21 protein-coding genes and 1 riboswitch are annotated in these 24,305 nt (G+C 70.9%); of the genes, 17 read left to right on the top strand and 4 right to left on the bottom strand.

What is annotated here, in order from left to right; translation table 11 throughout:
- Positions 1-34 precede the first annotated feature (34 nt).
- Genes AC1MFI_RS16015 through AC1MFI_RS16005 form a run of 3 tightly spaced genes read left to right on the top strand, consistent with a single transcriptional unit; the run spans position 35 to position 2,690 of the window.
- Complete coding sequence (locus AC1MFI_RS16015) at positions 35-712, top strand: DUF5998 family protein (RefSeq protein ID WP_479818110.1); 678 nt, start codon at positions 35-37, stop codon at positions 710-712.
- A gap of 6 nt (positions 713-718) precedes the next feature.
- Positions 719-1,918 (top strand): alkaline phosphatase family protein, encoded by a 1,200-nt coding sequence (locus AC1MFI_RS16010; protein ID WP_479818109.1) that lies wholly within the window; start codon positions 719-721, stop codon positions 1,916-1,918.
- Positions 1,911-2,690, top strand: a complete 780-nt coding sequence (locus AC1MFI_RS16005; protein WP_479818107.1) for a thymidine kinase — start codon at positions 1,911-1,913, stop codon at positions 2,688-2,690. The genes AC1MFI_RS16010 and AC1MFI_RS16005 overlap by 8 nt, the downstream gene beginning before the upstream one ends.
- 114 nt (positions 2,691-2,804) lie before the next feature.
- Here AC1MFI_RS16005 and sepH read toward each other — a convergent pair whose 3' ends face one another.
- Positions 2,805-4,142, bottom strand: coding sequence for a septation protein SepH (gene sepH, locus AC1MFI_RS16000; RefSeq protein ID WP_479818106.1), 1,338 nt, complete (start codon positions 4,140-4,142; stop codon positions 2,805-2,807).
- Positions 4,143-4,330: 188 nt separating this feature from the next.
- On the opposite strand from sepH, the gene AC1MFI_RS15995 reads away from it, so the two are divergent.
- The gene (locus AC1MFI_RS15995) at positions 4,331-4,654 is read left to right on the top strand and encodes a DUF4193 family protein (RefSeq protein ID WP_479818104.1); all 324 of its coding nucleotides are present in this window, start codon (positions 4,331-4,333) and stop codon (positions 4,652-4,654) included.
- A gap of 33 nt (positions 4,655-4,687) precedes the next feature.
- On the opposite strand, the gene AC1MFI_RS15990 is transcribed toward AC1MFI_RS15995, so the two are convergent.
- The gene (locus AC1MFI_RS15990) at positions 4,688-5,164 is read right to left on the bottom strand and encodes a DUF3093 domain-containing protein (RefSeq protein WP_479818102.1); all 477 of its coding nucleotides are present in this window, start codon (positions 5,162-5,164) and stop codon (positions 4,688-4,690) included.
- Positions 5,165-5,374: 210 nt separating this feature from the next.
- Here AC1MFI_RS15990 and dut point away from each other — a divergent pair, with 210 nt between their 5' ends.
- The 4 genes from dut (at position 5,375) to AC1MFI_RS15970 (ending at position 8,019) form a co-directional block, all read left to right on the top strand.
- The gene (gene dut / locus AC1MFI_RS15985) at positions 5,375-5,893 is read left to right on the top strand and encodes a dUTP diphosphatase (RefSeq protein WP_479818101.1); all 519 of its coding nucleotides are present in this window, start codon (positions 5,375-5,377) and stop codon (positions 5,891-5,893) included.
- 78 nt (positions 5,894-5,971) lie between these two features.
- The gene (locus tag AC1MFI_RS15980; RefSeq protein WP_479818100.1) at positions 5,972-6,790 is read left to right on the top strand and encodes a DUF3710 domain-containing protein; all 819 of its coding nucleotides are present in this window, start codon (positions 5,972-5,974) and stop codon (positions 6,788-6,790) included.
- A gap of 7 nt (positions 6,791-6,797) precedes the next feature.
- Positions 6,798-7,214, top strand: a complete 417-nt coding sequence (locus AC1MFI_RS15975; RefSeq protein ID WP_479818099.1) for a hypothetical protein — start codon at positions 6,798-6,800, stop codon at positions 7,212-7,214.
- A 10-nt stretch (positions 7,215-7,224) separates the two neighbouring features.
- Complete coding sequence (locus tag AC1MFI_RS15970) at positions 7,225-8,019, top strand: DUF3159 domain-containing protein (RefSeq protein ID WP_479818097.1); 795 nt, start codon at positions 7,225-7,227, stop codon at positions 8,017-8,019.
- Here the strand turns inward: AC1MFI_RS15970 and AC1MFI_RS15965 are convergent.
- Positions 8,016-8,693 carry a potassium channel family protein gene (locus tag AC1MFI_RS15965; protein WP_479818096.1) on the bottom strand — a complete coding sequence of 226 codons (678 nt, stop codon included), beginning with the start codon at positions 8,691-8,693 and terminating at the stop codon, positions 8,016-8,018. The two genes, AC1MFI_RS15970 and AC1MFI_RS15965, sit on opposite strands and share 4 nt — an antisense overlap.
- Positions 8,690-9,364, bottom strand: coding sequence for a potassium channel family protein (locus AC1MFI_RS15960; RefSeq protein WP_479818094.1), 675 nt, complete (start codon positions 9,362-9,364; stop codon positions 8,690-8,692). The genes AC1MFI_RS15965 and AC1MFI_RS15960 overlap by 4 nt, the downstream gene beginning before the upstream one ends.
- Before the next feature lie 102 nt (positions 9,365-9,466).
- Here AC1MFI_RS15960 and AC1MFI_RS15955 point away from each other — a divergent pair, with 102 nt between their 5' ends.
- From AC1MFI_RS15955 to proB, 9 genes are all read left to right on the top strand, one after another.
- Positions 9,467-11,443 carry an APC family permease gene (locus AC1MFI_RS15955; RefSeq protein WP_479818093.1) on the top strand — a complete coding sequence of 659 codons (1,977 nt, stop codon included), beginning with the start codon at positions 9,467-9,469 and terminating at the stop codon, positions 11,441-11,443.
- 9 nt (positions 11,444-11,452) lie between these two features.
- Positions 11,453-12,835: a class I SAM-dependent RNA methyltransferase gene (locus tag AC1MFI_RS15950; protein WP_479818091.1), complete on the top strand. Its 1,383-nt coding sequence runs from the start codon at positions 11,453-11,455 to the stop codon at positions 12,833-12,835.
- Between the two features lie 123 nt (positions 12,836-12,958).
- Positions 12,959-14,932 (top strand): 1-deoxy-D-xylulose-5-phosphate synthase, encoded by a 1,974-nt coding sequence (dxs, locus tag AC1MFI_RS15945; protein ID WP_479818089.1) that lies wholly within the window; start codon positions 12,959-12,961, stop codon positions 14,930-14,932.
- A 444-nt stretch (positions 14,933-15,376) separates the two neighbouring features.
- Positions 15,377-18,727 carry an Rne/Rng family ribonuclease gene (locus tag AC1MFI_RS15940; protein WP_479818087.1) on the top strand — a complete coding sequence of 1,117 codons (3,351 nt, stop codon included), beginning with the start codon at positions 15,377-15,379 and terminating at the stop codon, positions 18,725-18,727.
- 107 nt (positions 18,728-18,834) lie between these two features.
- Positions 18,835-18,948: riboswitch (TPP riboswitch) on the top strand.
- Complete coding sequence (thiD, locus tag AC1MFI_RS15935; protein WP_479818085.1) at positions 18,939-20,522, top strand: bifunctional hydroxymethylpyrimidine kinase/phosphomethylpyrimidine kinase; 1,584 nt, start codon at positions 18,939-18,941, stop codon at positions 20,520-20,522. It overlaps the preceding riboswitch by 10 nt.
- 257 nt (positions 20,523-20,779) lie before the next feature.
- Positions 20,780-21,088, top strand: coding sequence for a 50S ribosomal protein L21 (rplU, locus tag AC1MFI_RS15930; RefSeq protein ID WP_479820918.1), 309 nt, complete (start codon positions 20,780-20,782; stop codon positions 21,086-21,088).
- A 57-nt stretch (positions 21,089-21,145) separates the two neighbouring features.
- Positions 21,146-21,406 carry a 50S ribosomal protein L27 gene (gene rpmA / locus AC1MFI_RS15925; protein ID WP_087073579.1) on the top strand — a complete coding sequence of 87 codons (261 nt, stop codon included), beginning with the start codon at positions 21,146-21,148 and terminating at the stop codon, positions 21,404-21,406.
- Positions 21,407-21,522: 116 nt separating this feature from the next.
- Entirely contained in the window at positions 21,523-23,106 is a 1,584-nt protein-coding gene (gene obgE / locus AC1MFI_RS15920; protein WP_479818082.1) for a GTPase ObgE, read from the top strand.
- A gap of 6 nt (positions 23,107-23,112) precedes the next feature.
- Positions 23,113-24,270 (top strand): glutamate 5-kinase, encoded by a 1,158-nt coding sequence (gene proB / locus AC1MFI_RS15915; RefSeq protein ID WP_479818080.1) that lies wholly within the window; start codon positions 23,113-23,115, stop codon positions 24,268-24,270.
- Positions 24,271-24,305 lie beyond the last annotated feature (35 nt).

Raw genomic sequence — 24,305 nt, 5'->3', positions numbered from 1 at the left:
GGCACAACGCCGCCCGGTGGGGGAAACTGGGGGCATGACCCCATCGCTTTCCGCCCAGTGGCGTGACCTCGATGCATCGCTCGAGCGGGCAGGCTTCTATCCTCGGCTCGTGGCCGACGTCGTCCACGACGCCCTCGACGGACGTGAGCCGCTGTCCCACGTGGCCCACCTCGAGACGCACTTCGAGCGCACCGAGGTGCACCGGCACATCACCGTCCTGGTGCTCACCGAGGACATGCTGGTGATCACGCACGTGGACGACCAGCAGCTCGACGACGCCGGCGAGCAGGTCATGGCACAGGTCTCGACGGAGTCCGTCCCCGTCAGCCAGATCCGCTCGGTGGTCCTCAGCTACCTGTACGCCCAGCCGCAGGACTACAAGCCCAGCGACCAGGTCCGGGAGATGACGCTGGCCATCGCCTGGTCGGGAGGGCAGCGCCTCGACATCGGACCCGCCAGCTGCGGCGACCCCCAGTGCGACGCCGACCACGGCCTCACCGGCACGGTGGCGCAGGAGGACATCGTGCTGCGCGTCAGCGCCGAGGCCGACGGCGTCCAGGCGGTGCAGAACGCGAAGGGATTCGCCCGCGCCCTGCGGAAGGTCAACACCGCGAGCCCGGCGTCCGGCGGATATGTCGTGGCTCCCGAGGCGACGCCGCGCCGCCAGCCCGGCTTCGGCGGACGGTTCAACCGGGCGCACCACCAGCGGTAGCGGTTGATGGCTTTCCTGCACACGGAGCCCCTTCCGGCTCCGCCGGCCTACGGCGTGTCCACCGTCGCCGAGGTGATGACGAGCTCGGCTGCCGCGCTCGGCGTCGACGGCTTCACCAACGCCCTCGCACTGCCCGCCTCCCGTCGCATCGCCGTCGTGATGGTGGACGGCCTCGGCATGGCGCTGCTCCGGAAGTATGCGGCGCACGCGCCGTTCCTGCGGGAGAGCCTCGACTCCGCCCGCATCCTCTCCTCCGCGTTCCCGTCGACCACCGCGGCCTCCCTCGCGAGCCTGGGGACCGGCCTCGAGCCGGGGCGGCACGGCATGGTGGGCTACGACGTCCTCGATCCCGCCCAGGGGCGCGTGGTGAACATGCTCGGCCGGTGGGACGCGGAGGTGGACCCGCTGGCCTGGCAACCGCACCCCACGGTGTTCGAGAGGGTGTCCGAGCACCTGCCCGTGGTCACGGTGAGCCAGCCCCGTTTCGCGGAGTCGCCGATGACCCGCGCGGCGCTGCGGGGCGGTACCTTCGTGGGAGCGAGCACCATCCATGCGCGCATCGACGCCGCCGCCGAGCAGCTTGCCAAGGTGCCGTCCATGCTCATGTACTTCTACGTCAACGACCTGGACAAGGCGGGCCACCGGCACGGCGTCGACTCCCCGGAGTGGGTGCGCACGCTGGAGGACCTGGACGCCGCCCTCAGGCTCCTGGCCCGCCGGGTGCCGTCCGACACCCTCCTGCTCCTGACGGCGGACCACGGCATGGTGGACGTCACACCCTCCCAGCGCATCGACTACTCCGAGCGCGCGGACCTGCTGGAGGGCGTGGCCCAGACGGGTGGCGAGCCCCGCATGCTCCACCTGTACCTCGACGCCGGGCTGTCGGCGGACGCTCGTGGGACGCTGGCCCTGCGCTGGCACGAAGCCTTCGGCTCGCAGGCGTGGATCCTGACGCGCGAGGAGGCAGTCGACCACGGCTACTTCGGTGCCGTGAGTGATGCCGTGCTTCCTCGTATCGGTGACCTCCTCGTCCTGGCCCGCGAAGGAATCGCTCTCATCGATGGCCGGCGCGGGCAACCAGCCGCCTTCGAGATGGTGGGACAGCACGGTTCCCTGACCCGGGCAGAGCGGGACATTCCGCTGTTGACACTGAAGAAACCCGCCGGCGGCCAGCGCCGGGGGAGCAAGGGGACCCGCCGTGGCTGAGCTGTTGTTCTTCTCCGGGACCATGGACTGCGGCAAGTCGACCCTCGCGCTGCAGATGGACCACAACCACAAGGCCCGCGGGCGGCGCGGGATCCTCTTCAGCTCGCACGACCGCGCCGGCGAATCGATGATCTCGAGCCGGCTCGGACTGCAGGTCCCGGCCGTCGAGGTCTTCCCCGACACGGATTTCTGGATGGAACTGACGCTGCGCCAGACCATGGGTGCGCGGATCGACTATCTCATCTGCGACGAAGCGCAGTTCTACACCACGGACCAGATCGACCAGCTGGCACGGATCGTGGACGAGATGGACATCGACGTGTTCAGCTTCGGCATCACCTCGGACTTCCGCACGCGCCTCTTCCCCGGCTCGCAGCGCCTCATCGAGCTCGCCGACCGCGTCCAGGTGCTGCAGGTCGAGGCCCTGTGCTGGTGCGGCAAGCGGGCCACCCACAACGCCCGGACGGTCGACGGCGTGATGGTGGTGGAGGGCGACCAGATGGTGGTGGGCGACGTCGACCAGCCGCTGGACCAGGATTCCGCCGCGACGCCCGCAGCCGGCGCGCACCCGCCCCGGGACCCGGATGGCGAGCAGGCGGTCGGCTACGAGACACTGTGCCGACGCCACCACATGCGCCGGCAGACCTCGAGGACGTCGCCGTCGCTGTACTCCAACGAGGTGCCGCTCCCGTTCGAGGAGCGGACCGCTCGGCAGGTCGGGAACGGTCCCACGCAGTTGCAGGGAGCCGATCCCGGCGCCGGGGGCGCCTGAGCCAACGACAGGTTGTGAGGGACAGCGTGCAGCCGGGGCGAGCCCCCGCAGCGTGTAGCCAGGTCGTGCCCGTGAGCGAGGGAAGGCCACGCCGTTCGGGGGCCTGGTCCCGCGCTAGTCTCCCTTGCGCCCGAAGACGATGTCGTCCCAGCTGGGGACGCTGGACCTCTTCGGCTTCACGCGGCGCTCGGGACCCGCCTCCGCGGCGTCCTTGCCGGGCGCCGTCCCGGTGTCCTTCCCGGTGTCCTTGTCCCGTCCCCTGCCCGGGGTCCGTCCCATGGTTCGTCCGGTGTCCCGGGACACCGCGTCCCCGGGTCCGTCGGGCGCACCGGTGTCGGCCGCCCCTCCCGCAGCGGGAGGCTGCAGCCGGCGCATGGGCTGCGCGAAGATGCTGATCTCGCGCGTGTCGGTGCTGACCCCGTCGTACAGCTTCGGAGTGCCGTCCTGGTTGTGCGTGGGCTCCGCGCCGTCGTCGAGGATGTCGTCCTCCGCAGCGCGGGGCGCCAGCGCCAGGCCCGGCAGGAGGTCGGCCCGCTCCTCGGGAGCATCGGAATCCGCGCCGTCCTCGTTCCTCGGATGCGCTGCGGGGATACCGCCCCGCGACAGCAGCTCGGCGAGGGCGTCGTCACCGTCCTCGTCCGCGCCCAGGCGCTGCCCGCGCCGCGACCGCAGGACGTCCAGCAGGCCGTCCTGGTCGGCGTTCGCCGGTTCCGGCGCCTCGTCCTCCTTCTCCGCCTCGAAGTCGAACACGCGGTCCGCCACGGCGCTGAGCCGGCGTGAGGGGAGGGGGCCGTCGAGCGGCTCCAGTTCGCTGAGCACCTGGGCCCACCGGTTGCCGTTCGCGACGGTCTTCCGCGTGGGGTTGTAGGTCCACCGTGCGGGAGGCTGCTCGCCGAGATCCACGGTCGAACCGTCGGGCAGGTCGAAGGAGGCCTCCACGTGCCAGGAGCCGTCCTGGCGGCGCCACGAGTCCCATTCGAGCGACGCCGGATCGATCCCGTAGCTCTGCACGCGGAACGCGACCATGTCGCCGAGCAGTGCCGGGCTGTCGCCGAAGGCGGAGCGGTAGCCGTCGTGGCTGGGAAGCGGTGTCGCTACCTCGACGCGCTGCGCGAGGTAGGCGACGTAGTCGCGCTCGGCACGGACGGGGCCCTCGTAGCGCTCCACGTGGGCGAGGTCCAGGCCCGATTCCGCGGCGACCTGCTCCGCCGTCGCGCCTGAGCGGATGCGCGACTGGATGTCGCGTGGCGTCAGGTGGACCGGCGTCTTCGCGGGCTTCTGGCGGGGCTCAACGGGCACGGCGGGCGCAGGTGCCTTCGGCGCTCCGGCCGTCCCGGTGCTCGCGGCGCGCAGCGCATCATCGATGGGCAGCCGATAGGGCGCGCCCTGCTCGCCGCTCAACAGCAGATGTTCGCCATCCTCATGGACACCCACCAGGCGTAACTCCTGCATCAGATCCTCCAGCCGACAATAATTCCTAGGGGAAACTTTGCCATTGAATGGCAGCCTTTCCTACTACGCGGTAAGGCGTGGCGGGCGGCGCAGCAGGAGCGGGCACAAATCCGGGCCGCTCAGCGTTGTCGCAGCCGGAAGAGCACTTGCCGGTACGGCCAGACATGATGGAGCGTGAAAAGACAGGTATGGCACGAGATGACCACGCGTCGCACAGGACGGGCGACGACGGCGGAGACACCCGCAGCGGCGGGCTCCACGAGCGCAGTCCTGTCCGGCAGACCGCTCCGGCGGCGGCATTCACGGATGTGTTGATCGACGACGACGAACTCGAGGCGGCCGATTCCTTCGACCTGCCCGGCGCGGATCTCTCCAGCGAGGAGATCTCGGTGCAGATCCTCGCGGCGCAGGCCGACGAGTTCACCTGCGCCTCGTGCTTCCTGGTCCGCCACCGATCGCAGATCGCCCTCGACCGGGGCGGGCAGCTGTACTGCGTGGACTGCGAGGGCTGACGGTCCCCGGCCCCGATCCGTGGGCGAGTGCGATCAGCCTGCGAGTGCCGCGACGAGGCGCTCGGGAGTGCGGGAGGACGCGAGCCAGTAGGGCGTGCGGTCCTCGGGATCCCTGACCTCGATCTTCACCACCGGCGAGATCCAGCCCCGGATGCAGAGGTAGGCGAGCCCGTGGAGGCCTGGGCCGCGCTGATGGGTGGCGTCCTCCCCGGTGAACCACTCCACCGCCCCGAGGTACTTCCGCTCGATGCTCGCGCGCCCGACCGTCAGGGTCGTCGCCGTGACGGTGATGCGCGGGGTCGACAGGATGAGCAGGGTGAAGACGATGATCGCGACCACGATGGCGGCTCCGTAGCCGACCTCCATGGAGATGGGCGCGAACATCACGATGGTCGCCGAGGAGAAGCCTGCCGCGATGAGCCAGATCCAGGGCGAGGGCCACAGCCGCTCCTCGTACAGGACGGCCTGGTCAGGTGAGTTCTGGGGTGCTTCCCCCGGCGCGCTGGACATGACACCAGCATTCCACCAATTGCGTGCGGTCTCATCCCGGCCGCCACCGCCCAGCGCGCCGGGCAGGGGTGCCGGGGTGCGGCGGCGGGTGCGCGCGAACCCCCTCCGGGGCATGCCGAGCGCGTCGGAGCCGACCCGCGGAACTGTCAGCTGCCGCTCCGGCAAAGGCGCTAAAGTGGGGGGCTGGTAACCGGATAGCTTGCGTGGGAGATGCGGTCAATGGGTACACAGCAGGACCTCCCGGTCCAGATCTTGATGCTCGACGGCGGTCTCGAGCCACCCGCGTACGCCACCGACGGCGATGCGGGCGCGGACCTGCGCACCGCCGTCGACGTCGTCCTCGCGCCGGGCGAGCGCGCGCTCGTCCCCACAGGACTGGCCCTCGCCCTCCCGCGCGGCTACGTGGGCCTCGTCCACCCGCGCTCGGGCCTCGCGGCACGGCACGGCGTCACGGTCGTCAATGCGCCCGGCACCATCGATGCCGGGTACCGGGGTGAGGTCAAGGTGTGTCTCCTCAACACGGACCGGGACGAGACCGTCCGCTTCGTGCGCGGCGACCGCGTCGCCCAGCTCGTCATCCAGCGCGTCGAACACGCGGTGTTCGAGATCGTCGGGGAGCTGCCCGACAGCGTGCGCGGTGCGGGTGGATTCGGCTCGACCGGGGGTTTCGCCACCGCGGGCCCCCATCCCGCAGCCGCTCCCGCACCGCTGCCCCTCACGGGCGGCTGACGGCGCCCCGGAGGCCCCGGAACGCTCCATCGAAGATCGCACATACTCGAGCACGAAACCCAGGAAAGGACCCCGGACATGGCTTTTGGGCGGCTCAGGAAGAAGAAGCAGGACGAGGCCGAGGCCTCGGTCACGGAGGACGCGGCGGCGCCCGGCGAGGAAGCGGAACCCGTCCCCGAGCCGCAGGAGACTCCGACCGGCGCTGCTGCGCCGGAGAGCGCCGGAGATGCTGTTCCCGCGCCGCCGGCCGGCCACGTCCGGAGTGCGGACTACGACCGCGCCACGCTCGGACCGTTCGACGTCTCGGAGCAGGACACCGGGAGCGGCTACATCGATCTCGGCGCCCTGAGGATCAACGCGACCGAAGGGCTGCAGCTGCGCCTCGAGGTCGAGGAGCGCAGCAAGCGCGTAATCGCCGTGACACTGGACCTGGCAGGCTCCACGCTGCAGCTCCAGGCGTTCGCCGCACCCAAGACGGAGGGGCTCTGGGACGAGATCCGGGAGCAGATCGGCACGTCGGTCGGCGCGCAGGGCGGGACGGTCGAGGAACGGCCCGGTCGCCTCGGGACCGAACTCCTCGCCAAGCTGCCTGCACAGACCCCGGACGGTCAGGCCGGCTACCGCGTGGCCCGGTTCGTCGGCGTCAACGGCCCGCGCTGGTTCCTCCGCGGAGTATTCGGCGGACCCGCAGCCCTCGAGCAGGGCGCCGCGGCACCCATCGAGAAGCTCTTCCGCAGCGTCGTCGTGGTGCGCGGCGACCACCCGCTTCCTCCACGCGAGCTGCTGCAACTCCGCCTGCCGAAGGACGCGACGGCCGGACCGCCTGCCGCTGCGACACCCGTGCGTCCGGATCTCAACCCGCTCGAGCGCGGCCCCGAGATCACCGAGACCCGCTAGCCCTCCCATGCCAGCACGGCAGTACGCACCCGGAGCCACCGGTCCCCACGGGCCGGTGGGTCGGTCCGTACCCGCGCCGCACCGTGCTGCTGAGCCGTCGAAGCCCGCGGCTCCACGGCCGAGCGTGCGGCCGGCCGTCCCCGAGGCGCTGCCCGAGCGCGGCAGGATCAAGGCACGCGGGGTCATCGACAGAATCACCGTCGCACCCGTGACGGCCCCGCCGTCGTTCACGGTCCTCGCCAGGATCGACTGGAACGGCACGCCCGAGGACGTGCGCATCGTCTGGATGGGCCAACGGCGCGTTCCGGGCATCGAGGCCGGAGTGTCCCTGCGGCTCGAGGGGATGCTGAGCCGGGTCGGCGGCACCCCGACCGTGTACAACCCCCGTTACGAGATCATCGGACGCCCCGAGGAGTACGAGTGAGGAACCCGACATGAGCCATCCACCGGACGAGCCCGTAGCAGTCCCGGATCCTGCGGGCGACGGCTCCGGGCCGGCAGCACGGAACGAGGGCGGCCAGCGGTCGGGACCGACGGCGGCCGAGCTCGCGACGCAGTATGCGGCGAGGTCCGGCGTGCAGCGAGACGACGCCGGCCGGATCGACGTGCTGTCCTCGATCGGAGGCGTGCAGGGCCTCGCGGAGAGCATCGCACCGGGGCTGGTCTTCACGGTCCTCTTCACCTTCACCACGGACCTGCGCCTCTCCCTGATCGCGGCGCTGGCGGTCTCGGCGGTGTTCACGGCCATCCGGCTCGTCTCGCGGACCCCGGTCACGCAGGCCCTCGCCGGGCTCGTCGGCGTCGCCTTCTGCGCCTTCGTGGCACTGCGGACGGGCAACGCGGAGGACTTCTTCCTCCCCGGTTTCTTCATCAACGGCGCGTACATCGTCGCGATGGCCGCATCGGTCTTCTTCCGCTGGCCCTTCGCCGGCCTCATCTTCGGGTTCATCCGCAACGAGGGCGTGGAGTGGCGCAGGGACCCGGCACGTGTGCGTGCCTATTCGATCGCGACCTGGATCATCGTGTCCGTCCTGGCGCTGCGACTCCTGGTGCAGGTGCCGCTCTACCTCGTGGAGAACGTCGCAGCCCTCGGCTCCACACGGGTGGCCATGGGCCTGCCGCTGTACGCGCTCGGCCTCTGGCTCGCGTGGATCGTCTCGCGTCCGCGTCCGCGTACCCCGGGCACCGCCGGCTCCGGCACCGCCCGCGGGGTCCTGCCGGGGAGCTAGCGGGGGTCTTCGTCGCTGCGGGCGGAGAGGGCCACCCGCAGCTCGTCCTCGGCCGCGATGGCCGCGAGGAAGAACATCTCGTCGCCGCCCTCGACCACGTCGTCGGGGCTCGGGGTGACGGGGGAGTCGTCCCGCAGCACGGCCACCACGGCGCAGTCCTCGGGCAGGCGGATGGAGCCGATCGTCCCGCCGACCAGCGGCGAATCCTGCGGAACCGTGAACTCGACGATCGAGGACACCCCGGTCTGCAGCGTGAGCAGGCGCACCAGGTCGCCGATCTCCACGGCTTCCTCCACGAGCGCCGTCATGAGCCGCGGCGTGTTCACGGCGACGTCCACGCCCCAGGAGTCGTCGAACATCCAGTCGTTCTTCGGGTTGTTGACGCGCCCGACGGTGCGGCCCACGCCGAACTCGCTCTTCGCGAGCAGCGACACCACGAGGTTCACCTTGTCGTCGCCCGTCGCGGACACCACGACGTCGGCCTCGTCGAGGCGTGCGTCCTTGAGGGTCGTCAGCTCACAGGCGTCGCCGATCAGCCACTTGGCGCCCTTCAGCCCACTGCGCCCGATCACCTCCGGCTTCTCGTCGATGAGCAGGATCTCGTGCTTGTTCCCCAGCAGTTCCCGGGCGATCGAGGACCCGACGCTTCCGGCCCCGGCGATGACGACCCTCATGGCTTCTCCTCCTGCGGCGCTGCGGCGAGGATGCGCGTGATCTCGTCCGTCGCCGTCGTCTTCATCATGGCGTGCAGGATGTCGCCCTGCTGGTAGCTCGTCTCCGCCGTCGGCAGGATGCCCTCCCCGAAACGGGTGATGTAGGCGATCCGTACGCCGCCGGCGGCCTCGATGCTGCGCAGCGAGCGTCCGAGCCAGGCATCGCTCACGGCGAGTTCGGCGAGGATCAGGCGGCCCGAGGTCTCCCGGAAGTCGCCGTTGATGGTCTGTTCGGGCAGGATGCGCCGCAGCACCTGGTCGGCGCTCCACCGCACGGCGGCCACGGTGGGGATCCCGAGGCGCTGGTAGATCTCGGCGCGTCCCGGGTCGTAGATGCGCGCGACGACGTGAGGGACGTGGAAGGTCTCCCTGGCGACGCGCGTGGCGAGGATGTTCGAGTTGTCCCCGCTGGACACCGCCGCGAAGGCGTACGCGTTCTCGATCTCCGCGTACTTGAGGGTCTCCCGGTCGAAGCCGACGCCCGTGACCTTGCGCCCGCCGAACGAGGACCGCAGGCGGCGGAAGGCGCGGTCGTCCTGGTCGATGATCGCCACCGAGTGACCGGATTCGTCGAGCGTGTGGGCGAGGCTGACGCCCACCCTGCCGCATCCCATGATCACAAAATGAGCCACCGGGGGCACCCCTGATTCCTGGTCTAGATCCTGCTGTTCCCTGCCGTACCAGCACCAAGCCTAGTGGCTGTCGATCCGCGTGGACGCGCTAGTGTTTGGGCTGTGCTGACATTTCTCGAGGCCGTCAAGCGGGTGCTGGTGGGCAAGCCCTTCGCCAGCGACAGGCTGAGGAACAGGAGCCTGCCCAAGCGCTTCGCCATCCCCGTCTTCTCCGCGAGCGCGCTCTCCTCGGTCGCCTATGCGCCGGACGAGATCCTCCTGACGCTCGCGCTGGCGGGCGTGGCATCGGTCGCGATCTCACCGTGGATCGGTCTCGCCGTGATCGCCGTCCTGCTCGTCGTCGTCGCCTCCTACCGCCAGGCCGTGCACGCCTATCCGTCGGGCGGCGGCGACTACGAGATCGCCAGGCGGAACATCGGCCCCCGAACCGGCACCACCGTCGCGTCCGCGCTCATGATCGACTACCTGCTCACCGTGGCCGTCTCCGTCTCGGCCGCCGCCCAGTACGTCGTCTCGCTCGCCCCGTCGCTGGAGGACGTGCGCGTGCCGCTCGCCGTCGTCGGCGTCGCCCTCCTCGTGCTGCTCAACCTCCGGGGGATCACGCGCGGTGTCCGAGCCCGTGCCGTGGTGACCTACGCCTTCCTCGCGGGGATCTTCGCCCTGTGCGCCACGGGGATTGCCCAGGCACTCGCGGGAGACCTCGACCAGGCACCGAGCGCACAGTTCGAGATCGTCCCGGACGCCGCCTTCGATGCGGGCCTCGTCGGTCTGGCCGGTGCACTCCTGATCCTGCGGGCGTTCTCGGCCGGGGCCGCGGCGCTGACGGGCCTCGAGGGCCCCGGGTCCAACGTGCCGCGCTTCCAGGCCCCCCAGGGCCGGAACGCCGCGACGACGCTCCTGGTCCTCGGCGTCGTCTCCTCCGCGATGCTCGCCGGCGTTCTCTACCTCGCCAACGCCACGCGGGTGCACGTGGTGCAGGATCCGTCGGCACAGCTGCTGCTCGACGGGCAGCCCGTACCCGAGGACTACATCCAGGCACCGGTGGTCAGCCAGCTGGCGCGGACCGTCTTCGACGCGGCTCCGCCGGCCTTCTACCTCGTCGTCGCGGCGACGGCGCTCGTGCTGATGCTCGCCGGCCATGCGGCCTTCAACGCGTTCCCCGTGCTGGCCTCCATCCTGGCGCAGGACGGCTACCTCCCGCGGCAGCTCCGGACCAGAGGGGACAGGCTGACCTTCAGCAACGGCATCCTCGCGCTCGGCCTGGGGGCCGTGGTGCTCATCCTGGTCTTCCAGGCGGACGTCACCGCCCTGGTGCAGCTGTACATCGTGGGCGTGTTCGTCTCCTTCACCGGGGGCCAGTTCGGGCTGATCCGGCACTGGAACAGGACCCTCCGCAGCACCGTGGGCAAGCAGGAGCGCTGGCGGATCCACAAGTCGCGCGCCATCAACTCGCTGGGCTTCGGCCTCACCGCCGCCGTCCTCGTCGTCGTCCTCGTCACGAAGTTCGAATACGGGGCGTGGATCGCGGTGCTGGCCATGGCCATCCTGTTCGCCGTGATGCGCAGCATCAAGAAGCATTACGACGCGGTGGCGGAGGAACTCGCGATCGACGACGCCGTGCGCCTGCGTGCCCTCCCGTCCCGCGTGCACGCCGTGATCCTCGTCTCACATGTCCGGAAGCCCGTGCTGCGAGCCCTCGCCTTCGCGCGCGCCTCGCGACCGTCCCGCCTGGACGCCATCACCGTGGACGTCGACCCGGACCAGACCCGCCGCACGCTCGCCGACTGGGAGAAGTACGAGATCCCGGTGCCCATCACCGTCCTGGCCTCGCCCTACCGCGACACCATCACGCCGATCCTCGAGTACATCAAGTCCATGCGCCGCGATTCGCCGCGGGATCTGATCGTGGTCTACATCCCCGAGTACGTGGTGGGAAAGTGGTGGGAGCAACTGGTCCACAACCAGACCGCCCTGCGCATCAAGGCGCGCCTGCACTACGTGCCGGGGGTCATGGTCGCCAGCGTGCCGTGGCAGCTCGCGTCCTCCGACGCGGCCCAGATCTACCAGGACCTGAAGTAGGAAGACACCATGACCGACCAACCAGCCGCTGACCCGTCCACCGCCGGGGCGGAAGAGGTACTCCCGGCCGACACCGTCCACACCGGCGGCCCGGCCGACACCGCGGAACTCACCGTCGAGCGGCCGGCGCACGGCGGCCACTTCGTGGCCCGGCACGAGGGCCGTGTGGTGTTCGTGCGGCACGCGCTGCCCGGGGAGCGGGTACGCGTGCGTCTCACCGAGACCGACGACGACGCCAGCTTCTGGCGCGCCGATGTCGTCGAGGTGCTCGAGGCGTCTCCTCACCGGGTGCCCCACCCCTGGCCCCTCGCCGATGCCCTGAAGGCAGCAGCGAAGGGCCGGTCCGCCGTCGGCGGTGCCGAGTTCGGACACATCCGCCTGGACGAGCAGCGGAGCCTGAAAGCCGCGATCTTCGAGGAACAGCTGTCGCGCCTGGCGAAGACCGAGCGGCCGGTGGTGGCAGAGCCCGCTCCGGGCGAAGCCGACGACGGCCTGGCCTGGCGCACGCGCGCGGCCTTCGCGGTCGACGCCGCGGGCCGCCTCGCGATGCACCTGCACCGCTCGCACGAGGTGCTCCCGGTCCGGGAGATGCCGCTGGCCGTCGCGGCCGTCAACGACCTCCGCCTGTGGACCCTGGACCTCAGCGGCATCGAGCGGGTCGATGTCGCCGTGCCCTCCGGCGGGGGAGAGCCCCTCGTCCTGCTCGTGCCCGCTGCCGGGACCTCCCCGCGCCGGGTAGCGGCCGTGGCGAACTCGATCGACGGCGCGTCGGTGGGCGTGCTCGAGCCGGAGTCCGGCGCGGTGCAGCGGCTGAAAGGGCGGACCTGGCTTCAGGAGAGCGTCCTGGGTACCGACTACCGCGTCACGGGGGCCGGTTTCTGGCAGATCCACCGCGGAGCGCCCGAGGCCCTGGTCTCCGCCGTCCTCGACGGCCTCCAGCCTGCGCACGGGGAGCGCCTCGCCGACCTGTACGCCGGTGTCGGCCTGTTCACCGTGCCGCTCGCCCGCGCCGTGGGGGCGGAGGGTGCCGTGCTGTCGGTCGAGGGTTCCGCCGGGACGAGCCGCGACGCACGCCGCAACCTGCACGGCCAGGACCAGGTGGCCATCGTGCAGGGCCGGGTGGACGCCGTGCTCGGACGCTGGAGCGAACCGCTCGACGCCGTCCTGCTCGACCCGCCGCGGGCGGGAGCCGGGAAGAAGGTCGTCCGGCAGATCGTGGAGGCCAGGCCGAGGGCCGTGGGGTATGTGTCCTGCGACCCGGCGTCGTTCTCGCGCGACCTCGGCTACTTCCTCGCCGCCGGCTGGTCCCTCGACACACTGCGGGTGTTCGACCTCTACCCGCACACCCACCACATGGAGTCCTTCGCGCGCCTCCTGCCGCCGCCGGCCTGAGCGGGGACCGGCCCGGTCCTCGCCCAGGTGCCGTCGATGGCACCCCCTCCGAACCCCGAACGTTAGAGTTAATGGAATCGAAGGCGATTTTCTCGCCACGCCGAACGAACCGAGGAGGCGCCGATGGGACTCTTGGAGACGATCCACGGCCCGCAGGACCTGAGCAAGCTCAGCGAAGCGCAACTGGCCGCGCTCGCGAAGGAGATCCGCACCTTCCTGGTCAGCAACGTCTCGCGCACGGGCGGGCACCTGGGCCCCAACCTCGGGGTCGTCGAGCTCACGCTCGGTATCCACCGCGTCTTCGACTCGCCGCGTGACAGCGTCATCTTCGACACCGGGCACCAGTCCTACGTGCACAAACTCGTGACCGGACGCCAGGACTTCAGCACGCTGCGCCAGCAGGGCGGTCTGTCCGGCTACCCGTCGCGGGCGGAGTCCGTGCACGACGTCGTCGAGAGCTCCCACGCCTCCTCCTCGCTCTCCTGGGCGGACGGCATCTCCCGCGCGCGGGTGCTGAACGGAGAGGGCGACCGCTACACCGTCGTGCTCGTGGGCGACGGCGCCCTGACCGGCGGGATGGCGTGGGAGGCGATCAACAACATCGCTGCGGACAAGCGTCGGCGGGTCGTGATCGTGGTCAACGACAACGGCCGTTCCTACGCCCCGACCATCGGAGGCGTGGCGGACTACCTCGCCTCCCTGCGTCCGACCCTCGACTCCGTGCGCACGCACCGCCGCTACGAGCGCACCCTCGACTGGTTCAAGCAGCGCATGCTGAACGGCGGCACGGTCGGCGAGTTCAGCTACAAGAGCCTGCACGCCATGAAGAAGGGCATCAAGGACTGGTGGGCACCCCAGGGGCTCTTCGAGGACCTCGGCATGAAGTACGTGGGTCCCGTGGACGGCCACGACCAGTCCGCCGTCGAGCAGGCCCTGCACCTCGCCAAGAACTACGAGGGGCCCGTGATCGTCCATGCGATCACGGAGAAGGGCCACGGGTACGCCCCGGCCCGTGCCCACGAGGCCGACCAGTTCCACGCCGTCGGCATCATCGACCCCGAGACGGGCGAGCCCGTCGGCGCCGCCGGGCAGCAGTCCTGGACCTCCGTCTTCGCGAACGAGATCGCCGACATCGCCGACGAGCGCCCCGATATCGTCGGCATCACCGGTGCCATGCTCATCCCGGTCGGCCTGCACCGTTTCGCCGCCCGGCACCCCGACCGCGTGTTCGACGTCGGCATCGCCGAGCAGCACGCGCTCACCAGTGCAGCCGGCATGGCCTTCGGCGGCCTGCACCCGGTGATCGCCCTCTACGCGACCTTCCTGAACCGCGCATTCGACCAGCTCCTGATGGACGTCGCCCTGCACAGGGCGGGCGTGACGGTGGTCCTCGACCGCTCCGGCGTCACCGGGCCCGACGGCGCGAGCCACCACGGCATGTGGGACCTGGCCATGCTGCAGGCCGTGCCCGGGCTGCACCTGGCCGCTCCGCGCGACGCCTCCCGGCTGCGTGAGGAACTGCGCGAGGCCGTCGCCATCTCCGACGCCCCCAGCGTGGTCCGCTACTCCAAGGGGTCCGTCGGCGCGGAGGTCGAGGCGATCGAACGCCTCGCCGACGGCGTCGACGTCCTCTCCCGCAGGCCCGCCGGTTCGAGCTCCAACGACGTCCTCGTCGTCAGCGTGGGGGCGATGAGCGAACTCGCGCTCGACGTCTCCAACAGGCTCGGAGCGCAGGGCATCAGCTCCACGGTGATCGATCCCCGCTGGCTCCTGCCGGTCCGCCGATCGGTGATCGACCTGGCCGCCGAGCACCGCATCGTGATCGTCATCGAGGACGGCGTGCGCGCCGGCGGTGTCGGCTCGAGGATCCGCCAGGAGATGCGCTCGGCCGGCGTCGACACGGCGCTCAACGAGGTGGGCCTCCCGGTCGAGTTCCTGGACCACGGTTCGCGGAACCAGGTCCTCGAGCGCGTGGGCCTGACCGCCCAGAAGATCACGCACGACGTCGTCGCGCAGGTCCTGGGCACGAAGGTGCCCGTCGCCCGGCCGCTCGCCGGCGACCACGCACCCGCCACGGGCCAACTCCCGAAGCACTGATCGTCAGTACCCTTCACGGCGGGAGCCGCGGAGGGTACTGCGCGTCCGCGGTCGTCGGCCTGTTCCCGGCGGGTCCGGCCCGGCCGAGGCCCCTTCCCGAGGGCGATGTGAGACAATGGCCAAGGCTGGCGGGGGAACCACATTCCCGCGCCGGTCCAGTGACAGGCTTCCGTTCCACGAGCGATGCTTCCGTCCTACCGAGTCCGCCATGTCGGCGGAAGTAGGCGGAATCCGCTGGCGGGACCCACCGTCCACACGGGCGGCTGAGTTGGAAAAGCGCCACTGGTCGCCGAGCGATTCCGCACCCCAATGTCGGTGTGACCTCGGACGACATGACAACGACTTCCGGTCAGCCGCCGGGCGAAGGGCCCGCGGCCGGCCGACATACCGCCCTGGAGGGCGCTGGAATGTGGACGGTGCCGCAGGGGCTTGGAGCGAGTACCCATGGATCAGTCAGAACAGCAGGGGAACGAACAGGACGTCACGGAAGCATCCGCTGCCGTGCAGGAACCCCGGGAGCAGGCCGCCCCGGTGAAGGCACCGCGGAAGCGCCGCACCGCGAGCGCACCGGCCGGAGCGCCACCCAGCGTGCCGGAGCCGTCGCCCGAGGCGGCAGCGGCCGCCGAGCCCGTCCGCAAGAGGGCCACCCGGGTCCGTAAGCCGGTCGTCGTCACCGACGAGACCGCCGACGAGACCGCCGCCGAGGCTCCCGCCCGGGCCGCCGCCGCGATCGACGACGTGCCCACCGGCGGTACGGCTGGTGCGCCGGCCGGGTCCGACGCCCCGCCGACCGCACCCGCCCGCGCGCCCCGCACCCGCCGTCGTGCCGCGACGGCCGAAGCCGGCCCGGCCCGCCCGGTCGAGCAGCCCGCCGCCGCGGAGACCACCGCCACCGATGCGCCGGCCCCCGCTTCCGTTCCCGAAGCGGCGCCGGCCGAGTCCCTGCCTGCGCCGGCAGACGCCCGGACCACGGGCAGCACGGAGGCCGATGCACCCTCCTCCGAGAAGCCGGCGCGGACCCGCCGCACCTCGAGCCGGACCCGCACCCGCAGGGCGTCGGAGCCCGTGCAGGCCGAAGACACCGCGCAGGCCGAAGACACCGCGCAGGCTGATGCCGGCGCAGCACCGGACGCCGCCGCGGCGGCCCCTGCCGGCCGTGCATCGCGGCCGGCCTCCGCACCCGCCGCGGGCTCCACCTCGGCCGCCGCCGCGCCCGAGGACGCCGGACAGGACGGATCGGAGCCGGAGAACCGCTTCGACCCGTTCGCCGTCCCCGAGTCACCGCTCTCCCTGCTGTTCCACGCCCCGGACCTCACCGCCGTCGCCGTGCCGTCCGTCAGGATCGCGCCGTCCCCCGAGGAGGACACGGAGGAGGAGGAATCCGAGGAGTCCGGTCGCCGGTCGCGTCGGAGCCGCCGCAGCAGGAACCGCACCCGCGGCGACGCGGGCCAGCCGGACGCGGGCCGGACGGACGCGGAGCCGGACGCAGCCGACGCCGAGGGTTCCGACGAGCGCCCGCGCTCCACCGGACCGGAGGACGGTGCGGGAGTCACCTCACGCCGGCGCCGCCGTCGTCGGCGTGGTGACCAGGACCTCGAGCTGTCCGGCGGCGAGGACGACGACCCGCCCAACACCGTCACCCGTGTTCGCGCCCCGCGGCAGGCCGGCGAGCCCGTCTCCGACCGCGTGACCAGCGTCCGCGGCTCCACGCGGCTCGAGGCCAAGAAGCAGCGCCGTCGCGAATCACGGGACACCGGTCGCCGCCGCCAGGTCATCACCGAGGCGGAGTTCCTCGCGCGCCGTGAGTCCGTGGACCGCCAGATGATCGTGCGCCAGCGCGACGACAGGATCCAGATCGGCGTCCTCGAGGACGGCATCCTGGCCGAGCACTTCGTGTCCAAGACGCAGCAGGACTCGCTGATCGGCAACGTGTACGTGGGCAAGGTGCAGAACGTGCTGCCCAGCATGGAAGCGGCGTTCGTGGACATCGGACGCGGCCGTAACGCCGTGCTCTACGCCGGTGAGGTCAACTGGGACGCTGCGCGCCTCGAAGGCCAGCCGCGCCGCATCGAGCTCGCGCTGAAGTCCGGCGACCCCGTGCTCGTGCAGGTCACCAAGGACCCGGTGGGCCACAAGGGTGCCCGCCTGACGAGCCAGATCTCGCTGCCCGGCCGCTACCTCGTGTACGTGCCCGGGGGCTCCATGACCGGCATCTCGCGCAAGCTGCCCGACGTCGAGCGCAACCGCCTCAAGCGGATCCTCAAGGACCGCCTGCCCGAGAACGCGGGCGTGATCGTCCGGACCGCGGCCGAGGGTGCCAGCGAGGAAGAGCTCACCCACGACATCAACCGGCTGCGGGCGCAGTGGGAGGAGATCGAGCGCAAGGCGGGCTCGACCAAGACCCTGGCCCCGGAGCTGCTGTACGGCGAGCCCGACCTCACCATCAAGGTCGTCCGCGATGTCTTCAACGAGGACTTCTCCAAGCTCGTCGTCTCCGGCGAGGAGGCCTGGGACACTATCGAGGCCTACGTCATGTACGTGGCGCCGGACCTCGTCGGCAGGCTCGAGAAGTGGACGAGCGACGAGGACATCTTCGCGGCCTCGCGCATCGACGAGCAGATCTCGAAGGCGCTCGAGCGCAAGGTCTTCCTGCCCTCGGGCGGCTCGCTCGTGATCGACCGCACCGAGGCCATGACCGTGGTCGACGTCAACACCGGAAAGTTCACCGGCAGCGGCGGCAACCTCGAGGAGACCGTCACCAAGAACAACCTGGAGGCGGCCGAGGAGGTCGTCCGCCAGCTGCGGCTCCGCGATATCGGCGGGATCATCGTGATCGACTTCATCGACATGGTCCTCGAGGCGAACCGCGACCTCGTGCTGCGCCGCCTCGTCGAATGCCTCGGCCGTGACAGGACCAAGCACCAGGTCGCCGAGGTGACCTCGCTCGGGCTCGTGCAGATGACGCGCAAGCGCATGGGCACCGGCCTGCTCGAGGTGTTCGGGGAGGACTGCGAGCACTGCGCGGGCCGCGGTGTGGTCACGCACATGGAACCCGTGGAGCACCGCAGCCACACGCCCGTGCAGGACCAGCAGCAGGTGCGCCAGGACAAGATGTCCCGCAGCGAACGCAAGCGGAACCGGGGCCGGGGTGGCCAGCACGAGGAAGCCGCCGTCGCCCTGCCCGCAGCGCCGGTCGCGGAGAGTGCCGACCGTGCAGCGAAGGCGGAGGCAGCCCGTGCCGCACTGGCGACCATCGCGGCCGCCACGCACCACGCCCACGAGGAGCCCGCCGGGGAACCGGAGGCCCCGGCTGACATCCAGGTGACCGAAGCCGTCCTGACCATCAACGGCGAGACGGTGACGCTTCCCCGTGCGGACAACCGCCGCCAGGAGGTGCAGGACCGCCAGGAGGCGCCGTCGACACGCCTGACGCTGGACAGCCTCAGCGAGGCGTTCAACAGGAAGCCGGCAGCGGATGACGCCGGCGCAGGCGTCGACGAGCCCGCGCTGCAGGCAGGCGAGTCCGACGGCGGGAACGCGCCGGAGCCCCCGGTCGCCGCACCCGTTGCGGAACCGGCTGCAGTACCGGCCCGCCGCACGCGTCCGCGCCGGCGGGTGGCGCGCAGCGCCCAGGGAGCAGCGGATACGACGATCGAGACGCAGGGTGCCGAGGCGCCCGTCGAGCACGCGGGGACGCGGCACGTCGCCAAGGCTCCTGCTCTCGCACGGAGGCCCGAGCCGTCCGCGGCCGAGCCACTGATCTTCGGCGTGGGCGTGCCCGCCTCGGAGCTGTAGGACCACCGGGGCGCCCCGTCCCGTACTGTGAACCACGAAGGCCGGAGTCCGCGAGGACTCCGGCCTTCGCCGTCCGCAGCCGGGGCCGTGCGGACTGCTATAGGCTGGATCCCGACACGGGGTGCCCTGCCGGATGCAGGGCTGAGATCAAACCCGTCGAACCTGATCTAGTGGGCGCGCGGCGCCCGAGGCCTAGCGGAGGGATGTCGCCATGGAAACTGTCCGTGCATCGGGGAGTCCACGCTCCAGGATTCCCAACATCCTCAGCATCGCGGGTTCGGATCCCAGCGGCGGTGCCGGCATCCAGGCGGACATCAAGAGCATCAGCGCCGGCGGTGGCTATGCGATGGCGGTCGTGACGGCCCTGACCGCGCAGAACACCCTCGGCGTCGCAGGAGTGCACACCCCGCCCGTGGCATTCCTGCGGCAGCAACTCGACGCGGTGGCCGGAGACGTCGCCATCGACGCCGTGAAGATCGGCATGCTCGGCAGCGCCGGCATCGCCCGCTGCGTCGCCGGATGGCTCGATGAGGCCCGCCCTCCCGTCGTGGTGCTCGATCCCGTCATGGTCGCCACGAGTGGCGCCCGGCTGCTCGACGACGACGCCGTGCGCGCCGTCGTCGACCTCGCCCGCCGCGCCTCGCTCGTCACCCCCAATATCGCGGAGCTCGCAGTGCTCGTCGGAGCCGCGCACGCGCGGTCCTGGCCCGAGGCCCTGGAGCAGGGCAGCGCCCTGGCGGAGCAGCTCGGCACGCGCGTCCTGGTCAAGGGCGGGCACCTGCCGGGGGAGCGGTGCCCGGACGCGCTCCTCGTCCCCGGGGCGGACGCGGCGGACGCCCTGGTCTTCGACGGCCGGCGGATCGGGACGACGAACACGCACGGGACGGGATGCTCCCTGTCGTCGGCCATCGCGACGAGGCATGCCGTCGGAGGGGACTGGCCCCAGGCGGTACGGGAGGCCAAGTTCTGGCTGGAGGGGGCACTCGAGGCCGCCGACCTGCTCGACGTGGGGAACGGCAGCGGGCCCGTCCATCATTTCCATGCCGCCCAGGATCCGCGCATGCTGCAGCGCTTCACCGATCTCGCCTGGAGGGACACCTCAGCGATCCGCGGGGAGATCCTCGGGCTCGGCTTCATCGCCGGCATGACCGGGGGCACTCTGCCGGCAGCGGACTTCGCCTACTACCTGCAGCAGGACGCCCTCTACCTCAGGGAGTACTCGGGCGTGCTCGCCCGGGCGGCAGCCATGGCCCCCTCGGAGGACGAGCAGCTGTTCTGGCTGGCCTCCGCGACGTCGTGCCTGCAGACCGAGGCCGAGCTCCACCGGACGTGGCTGGCGCGGGAGACGGGTCTGCGGTTCGGTGAGGGTGCCGCCGGTCCCGTCACGCGCGCCTACTGCGACCACCTGGCGGCCGTCGCCGCACGCGGCTCGTACGCCGAGCTCGTCGCTGCGGTGCTGCCGTGCTTCTGGCTCTACGCGGCCGTGGGCGACCACGTGCAGGAGAAAGTCCGTGACGGCGACCATCAGAAGCCCGGCCACGACGGCGGCACCCACCCCTATGCGGAGTGGATCCGCACCTACGCGGACCCCGCCTTCGCGGCGGCGACGGCGCAGGCGAAGCAGATCGTGGACCGCGCGCACAGGAGTGCCTCGGCAGCCGGGAAGGATGCCATGCTGAGGGCGTTCCGGTGGTCCGCCGTGTACGAGCGCGATTTCTTCGACGCCCCCCGGGTCCACGGCCCGGGCGCCACGCCGCGGCCCGCTGATTTGCGGGAAGACGCTGTACTGGCGTAATCTGGACCCTCGGTGCACTCGCCTGTTAACCGGCATGTCCGGCGGCAGCAGAGCAAGCTTTGCAGACTATGCGGTCAGCAGAACGTGCAGTCAGCAGGACGTACAGGCTGTCCATCAGGCACGAGCGGCTCCCGGGCCGCGGTGTCGAGGATGCACGGTGCGGGTCCGGCACGAGGAGCAACCTCCCGGATTGCTGCCGAGGCGCACCCAGGTTTTTTCATCAGAAGTCAAGAATGTCGAGAGAAGTGAGTTCCCAAGTGGTGTACGCGATTGTCCGCGCAGGCGGCCGCCAAGAAAAGGTTTCTGTAGGAGACCTCGTTACCCTTGACCGCGTCACCGGTCAGGCAGGAAGCACGTTCAAGCTCCCCGCCCTCCTTCTGGTAGACGGCGCCAAGATCACCTCCGCAGCGGAGGACCTCGAGAAGGTCACCGTCACTGCCGAGATCGTCGAGAATCTTCGTGGACCGAAGATTGTCATCCAGAAGTTCAAGAACAAGACCGGCTACAAGAAGCGCCAGGGTCACCGTTCGGAACTGACCCGCGTCAAAATCACAGGCATCGCGTAGTCCCTTCGGGCTACCGATCGGTTCCGCAACACACTTCAGCGAAGGCAGGCATAACTCATGGCACATAAGAAGGGCGCAAGCTCCACTCGCAACGGTCGCGACTCGAACGCTCAGTTCCTCGGCGTGAAGCGCTTCGGCGGCCAGGTCGTCAAGGCCGGCGAGATCATCGTCCGCCAGCGCGGCACCCACTTCCACCCGGGCGCCAACGTCGGCCGCGGCGGCGACGACACCCTGTTCGCACTCGAGGCAGGTGCCGTCGAATTCGGTACCCGTCGCGGACGCAAGGTCGTCAACATCGTAGGCGCCGCAGCAGAGTAATTCTGCCGGCGCACGATGCACCAAGCATTCGGGTGGGGTGAGCCTCTACGGCTCGCCCCACCTTCTTTTAAGCCGGCCAGGCCGGCACAGTGAAGCATTTGTAGAAGGAGACCGACGTGGCGAGCTTCGTTGACCGCGTAGTCCTGCACGTATCCGGAGGCACGGGTGGCCACGGCTGCGTGTCCGTCCACCGCGAGAAGTTCAAGCCCCTCGGCGGGCCCGACGGCGGCAACGGCGGCGACGGCGGCGACGTCATCCTCCGGGTCGACCACCAGACGACCACCCTCCTCGACTACCATCACGCTCCCCACCGGCATGCCACGAACGGCGGCAACGGGATGGGTGACTGGCGCGGCGGCAAGAGCGGCGAGACGCTGATCCTCTCCGTGCCGGACGGCACCGTCGTCAAGACGAAGGACGGGGAGGTCCTCGCGGACCTCGTCGGCCAGGGAACCGAGTTCGTGGCGGCGGCAGGCGGCCAGGGCGGTCTCGGCAATGCCGCACTGTCCTCCCAGAAGCGCAAGGCCCCCGGCTTCGCGCTGCTCGGCATCCCCGGCGACGAGCGGGACGTCGTCCTCGAGCTGAAGTCCATCGCGGACATCGCCCTCGTGGGCTTCCCGTCGGCCGGCAAGTCGAGCCTCATCGCAGCGATGTCGGCCGCGCGCCCGAAGATCGCCGACTATCCCTTCACCACGCTCGTGCCCAACCTCGGCGTCGTCGAAGCCGGTTCCACCCGCTTCACCATCGCCGATGTCCCCGGCCTGATCGAGGGTGCCAGCGAGGGCAAGGGCCTCGGCCACCACTTCCTGCGCCATGTGGAGCGCTGCGCGGCCCTGGTGCACGTCCTGGACTGCGCCGCCCTCGAGACGGACCGCGATCCGCTGAAGGACCTCTCGATCATCGAGGGTGAGCTGGAGAAGTACTCGGTCGACATGAGCTTCGCGGGTCCCGACGGCGACGTCGTGCCCCTCAACGAGCGCCCCCGACTGGTCGCCCTCAACAAGGTGGACGTCCCCGACGGCAAGGACATGGCGGAGTTCGTCCGCCCCGAGCTGGAGGCGCGCGGCTACCGGGTCTTCGAGGTGTCCGCCTCGAGCCACGAGGGACTGCGCCAGCTGGGGTTCGCCATGGCGGAGATCGTCGAGGCTGCGCGCAAGGCCGTGGCCACCGCGCCCCCGAAGGTCGAACCTCCGGTGCTGCGCCCGCGCGGAGTCAACGCGGCCCCGTTCCGGATCCGCCATGAGGAGAAGGACGCCCTGCCGCTCTTCCGCGTGCTCGGTGAGAAGCCCGAGCGCTGGGTCAAGCAGACCGACTTCACGAATGACGAGGCCGTCGGCTACCTCGCGGACCGCCTCGCCAAGGTCGGGGTCGAGGAGCAGCTCTTCAAGTCCGGTGCCAAGCCGGGCGACACCGTGGTGATCGGCGAGGGCGACGGCGTCGTCTTCGACTGGGAGCCGACCATGATGGGCGGGGCCGAGCTCCTTGCCGGACCGCGCGGCAGCGACCTCCGCCTGGCCGAGTACGTTCGGCCCACGCGCGAACAGAAGCGTGAGGAGTACCAGGAGCGCAAGGAGGCGAAGGCCGCGGCCCGAGCCGACCTGGAGGCGGACCGCAAGGCCGGTATCTGGACCGAATCGGTGCAGAACCGCAACCAGCCTGCACCTGCCCAGCAGGAAGCAGACGCCGAGTCCGGGGAGTAGGCGCGCGTGGTCGTGGACCAGCCGCGCCAGCCCCTCGCGTCGCGGTCGGGGCTCGCCTCCGCGGGGCGGATCGTCGTCAAGGTCGGCTCGTCGTCGCTGACCTCCGTCTCCGGGGGGATCTCGGGTGACGCCCTCGTCGGGCTCGCCGACGTCCTCGCCCGACGGCGCACGGCCGGCACGGAGGTCATCCTGGTGTCCTCCGGGGCGATCGCTGCCGGACTTGCGCCGCTCGGTCTGGCGCGCCGTCCGTCCCAGCTCTCCACCCAGCAGGCGGCAGCGAGCGTGGGACAGGGTCTGCTCATGGCCCAGTACTCGCAGGCCTTCGCGGCCCACGGCGTCACGGTGAGCCAGATCCTGCTGACCGCCGAAGACCTCGTCCGCCGGTCCCACTACGCCAACGCGCACCGCGCGATGGAGAGGCTGCTGAACTTCGGCGTCGTGCCCATCGTCAACGAGAACGACACCGTGGCAAGCCACGAGATCCGCTTCGGCGACAACGACCGCCTCGCGGCCCTCGTCGCCCACCTCGTGAAGGCGGAGGCCCTCGTGCTGCTGTCCGACGTCGACGCGCTCTATGACGGGCCGCCGAGTGCCGGGGCCAGCCGCATCCCGCTCGTCGGCTCGGCAGCCGACCTCGAGGGCGTGACGATCGGACGCGCGGGCAGGGCGGGTGTCGGCACGGGCGGCATGGTCACGAAGGTCGAGGCTGCGACGATCGCCGCGGCATCCGGCATCCCCGCCCTCGTGACCTCGACCGCGAACGCCGCGGCAGCGCTGCGGGGGGACGACGTCGGCACCTGGTTCACGGCGACCGGCAAGCGCCAGCCGATCCGCCTGCTGTGGCTGGCCCACCTCGCGCGGGTGCTCGGCACGCTCGTGCTCGACGACGGCGCGGTACGGGCCGTGGGCGAGCGCCGCCGTTCGCTGCTCCCGGCCGGCGTGGTCGACGTCTCGGGCGCCTTCGAGGCCGGGGATCCCGTGCAGCTCGTCAGCGGCGACGGGACCGTCGTGGCGAGAGGCCTCGTGAACTACAGTTCCGCGGAGCTGCCCCGGATGCTCGGCCGCTCCACGCACGACCTCGCGGACGAGCTGGGCGCCGAGTACGAACGCTCCGTCGTGCACGTCAACGACCTCGTGGTGCTGCGCGCTTCCGGCACGTCATGAAACGACCTCCGGGAGCCCCCATCCGCCGGTCGTCG

The organism is Arthrobacter sp. BC5, assembly GCF_056680255.1.
Note: the sequence above shows the minus strand (reverse complement) of the source record. Positions and strands in the feature narration are given on the sequence as shown.